Source organism: Terrisporobacter muris (assembly GCF_024621905.1).
GTDB classification, from domain to species: Bacteria; Bacillota; Clostridia; order Peptostreptococcales; family Peptostreptococcaceae; genus Terrisporobacter; species Terrisporobacter muris.
Genome location: NZ_JANKBY010000356.1, coordinates 1 through 3,354, shown reverse-complemented (window position 1 = coordinate 3,354; position 3,354 = coordinate 1). Strand labels below are relative to the sequence as shown.

7 protein-coding genes are annotated in these 3,354 nt (G+C 26.7%); all 7 read left to right on the top strand.

What is annotated here, in order from left to right:
- A partial coding sequence (locus NSA58_RS17660) for a YitT family protein (RefSeq protein ID WP_257560757.1) occupies positions 1–467 on the top strand: 467 nt, incomplete at its 5' end.
- 38 nt (positions 468–505) lie between these two features.
- Positions 506–634, top strand: a complete 129-nt coding sequence (locus tag NSA58_RS21060; RefSeq protein ID WP_408648058.1) for a hypothetical protein — start codon at positions 506–508, stop codon at positions 632–634.
- A 131-nt stretch (positions 635–765) separates the two neighbouring features.
- The gene (locus tag NSA58_RS17655) at positions 766–1,032 is read left to right on the top strand and encodes a DUF389 domain-containing protein (protein ID WP_074429269.1); all 267 of its coding nucleotides are present in this window, start codon (positions 766–768) and stop codon (positions 1,030–1,032) included.
- Between the two features lie 9 nt (positions 1,033–1,041).
- Complete coding sequence (locus tag NSA58_RS17650; protein ID WP_079764717.1) at positions 1,042–1,455, top strand: DUF389 domain-containing protein; 414 nt, start codon at positions 1,042–1,044, stop codon at positions 1,453–1,455.
- A 24-nt stretch (positions 1,456–1,479) separates the two neighbouring features.
- Positions 1,480–1,899, top strand: coding sequence for a hypothetical protein (locus NSA58_RS17645; protein WP_074429267.1), 420 nt, complete (start codon positions 1,480–1,482; stop codon positions 1,897–1,899).
- 200 nt (positions 1,900–2,099) lie between these two features.
- Entirely contained in the window at positions 2,100–2,276 is a 177-nt protein-coding gene (locus NSA58_RS17640) for a hypothetical protein (protein WP_161791940.1), read from the top strand.
- Positions 2,277–2,294: 18 nt separating this feature from the next.
- On the top strand, positions 2,295–3,254 hold the full coding sequence (gene murJ, locus NSA58_RS17635) for a murein biosynthesis integral membrane protein MurJ (RefSeq protein ID WP_257560756.1): 960 nt from the start codon (positions 2,295–2,297) through the stop codon (positions 3,252–3,254).
- Positions 3,255–3,354: the final 100 nt, after the last annotated feature.

Below are 3,354 nucleotides of genomic sequence, written 5' to 3'. Positions count from 1 at the left end.
AAATACAGGAGAAAAAGATGGATAAAAACACAGTAAAAAAGTATACGAAGGAAATATCCATAATATTAATAGGAAATATATTCTTGGGAATAGCTTGTTCAAAGTGGATGGTTCCCAATGAAATAATAAATGGTGGTGTGACTAGTATATCTATGATATTAAATAAAATGCTTTCAGTGCCACTTTTATATTTAACTAATGGATTAACTTTATTATTATTAATAATTTGCTATATATTCTTAGGTAAAGACAATTTTTCAAAATCCATATTTAGTAGCGTATTTTATTCCATGTCATTTTCATTATTTTACTCTTTACCTTTTTCATTGCATGTAAATGTAGTCTTGGATTTAATATTAGCAGCCATATTTATAGGAATAGGATATTATTACTGTAGTATAGTAAATGCATCAACAGTGGGAGTAGATGTTATAGCTTTGATTATTCATAAGAAAATAATAATATAAATATAGCTAAATCAATAAGTAAGATTAACATAGTAGTATTGTTTATTGGATTAATCGTATATGGAGTAAAATCAGTGATTATAGGTATGATTTTTACATTTGTATACTCTAAAATTTTGGATTATCTATTAAAAGAAAATCTTTTAAAAATTAAAAAAATAGCATAATAAGTGTAAATAAATTTCGGGTATCTAGTTAAAAACTAGGTACCTTTTTAATTTTAATAAGTACACATGAGATTTAATAAATTAGGCCATATTAAAAATATTAATAATATTTTCGTATAGGAGATACAATGATGAAATTTAATATATACAAGTTAAGGAAACAATTTGCTAAAAATAAAGCAAGTTTTGAAGATATACATGAAAATATATTAGAAGGAATGGATGTACATGGATCTAATTTAATTATATTAATGTGTGCAATTATTATTGCTTCCGTTGGCTTAAATATGAACTCTGTAGCAGTAATTATAGGAGCTATGTTAATTTCTCCTTTGATGGGATATATTATAGGAATTGGATATGGAGTTGGTACTTATAATATAAAACTTTTGAAATAATCATTTAAAATACTAGGAATTGCCATAGCTATTAGTATAGTAATATCTACTTTATATTTTTGGATTTCTCCCATAAATACAGCAGGAAGTGAGATTTTAGCCAGAACAAAACCTACTATATGGGATGTAATAATTGCACTTGTAGGTGGAATAGCAGGAATGATTGGGATTACTCGTGATAAAAGTAGCAATGTAATTCCAGGTGTTGTCATAGCCACAGCACTTATGCCACCCCTTTGTACAGTAGGATATGGTTTTGCAACAAGAAAAGCAAGTATATTCTTAGGTGCAGGCTATTTATTTTTTATTAATGGATTTTTCATAGCTATTGCAACACTTTTAGTCAATAAGTTACTGGGGATTCCTAGTAAAAATAAAGATTTTAATGAAGAAAAAAGAATTAAAAAATTCATTATAGTTTAATATATTATAGTTATAATACCTAGTATGATTTCTGCTATAGGTTTTATTAAAAATACCATAGATGAAACAAATTTAAATTCTTTTATAGATGAAGAATTAAAAAATCAATATGTGATTAGTAAGGATATAGATGAAAAAGATGATATTATAATACTAGTTACTTTGGGAGAAACAATAACTAAGCCTCAATTACAATTATTGAATAAAAAACTATCTGATTATAACTTAGGTCATAAAAAATTAGTTATTAAGCAAGAAGAAAATAATATTTCAGTTTTAGAGCAATATATGGATAGTATAAAAAGTAATCAAAGCAATATTAGAAGTAATTATAAATCAACAACAAGTGAAGATATTTTTAATGCGAAAGATATATTTGAAGAATTAAAATCCATATATCATGAGATAAGTAAAATTTATATGGGCTATTTGGATGAATCATAAGAAAGTAAAAATGATTCTAATAAAAGTGTGCCGATTATTGTAGTTTATAGCAATGATAAAACTTTTGAAAAAATAAAGAAAAAATTAAAGATTGGTTTAAAGCAAGGAGAAACTCTAATGATGTAAGTGTATTTATAGAAATTATTAGTCAATAAATTTTAGATTAAATTATATGAAATAAGATAAAAGGAGATATTTCAATGACAAAGAAAAAAAGTAAAAAATATAAAGAAAAGAAATTGGAGTATAGAATAATGGGCGACGCATTCTTAGGCGAATTATCAAATATATCAGGAGAAGAAGATAGTTCTTTACAAAACCTAATAATTTCTATGGAATCAAAGAAAATACAAAAATCATTAAAGAATAATAAGTAAAGTATAGGAGATAAACAAATGTCAAAAGTAGCAAAAGCTGCCATAGGACTTATGGCGGCAACTTTAGTAGCAAAAATGTTAGGTTTTGGTAGAGAATTAACTTTAGCAGCATATTATGGAGCATCATCAACAAGCGATGCATTCTTAGTTGCTATGAATATTCCAGCAGTTATATTTACTGCAGTGGGAACATCTTTGGGAACAGCATTTATACCATTATTTTGTGAAGTAAAATCAAAAGATGGAGACAGTGCATCAGTAAAATATACAAATAATATTTTCAATGTGGTTGTTTTAATATGTTTAATATTTGCAATTGTAGGAGCTTTTTTTGCACCACAAATAGTAAAATTATTTGCCCTAGGATTTAAGGGAGAGACAATGGAAAAAGCAATTTATTTCACAAGAATAATGTTGCTGGGTATTCCTTTTTTGGGAATAAGTTACATAATGATGGCTTATTTGCAAGTAAAAGAAAACTTTATAATTCCAGGACTTATGCCCATACCATATAATCTTTGTATAATAATATCAATAATTTTAAGTGTAAAAACATCACCATATATACTACCTTTTGGAGCACTTATAGGGCTTTTAGGACAATTTTTATTTCAACTTCCTTTTGCCATGAAAAGAGGTTATAAATATCAACCAATTTTAAATTTTAAGGATGAATATCTTAAAAAGATGCTTTGGCTTGTGGGACCAGTTCTTATTGGTGTAGCAGTAAACCAAATAAATACAATAGTTGATAGGACAATAGCATCTACTTTAGTTGAAGGAAGTATATCAGCACTAAACTATGCAAACAAACTAAATCAATTTGTAATGGGGATGTTTATAGTATCAATTTCATCTGTTGTTTATCCCATGCTTTCAAGATTATCAACAGAAAATAATAAGGTGGAATTTAATAAATCTATAATAACAGCTATAAATACAGTTATTTTATGGCTCAAGCTGGTAGAGCTTAGTTAATATAAGGTTTAAAATAAATGGAGGTGTAACAATGATGGGGATTATTATTGTAGTAGTTGCAGGAGTTGTAATAATATGGGGTGCTGCGACATATAACAAA

Coding starts and splice junctions, on each gene's coding strand:
- NSA58_RS17655 (WP_074429269.1), top strand. CDS start 766: ATGAAATTTAATATATACAAGTTAAGGAAACAATTTGCTAAAAATAAA.
- NSA58_RS17645 (WP_074429267.1), top strand. CDS start 1,480: ATGATTTCTGCTATAGGTTTTATTAAAAATACCATAGATGAAACAAAT.
- NSA58_RS17640 (WP_161791940.1), top strand. CDS start 2,100: ATGACAAAGAAAAAAAGTAAAAAATATAAAGAAAAGAAATTGGAGTAT.
- murJ (WP_257560756.1), top strand. CDS start 2,295: ATGTCAAAAGTAGCAAAAGCTGCCATAGGACTTATGGCGGCAACTTTA.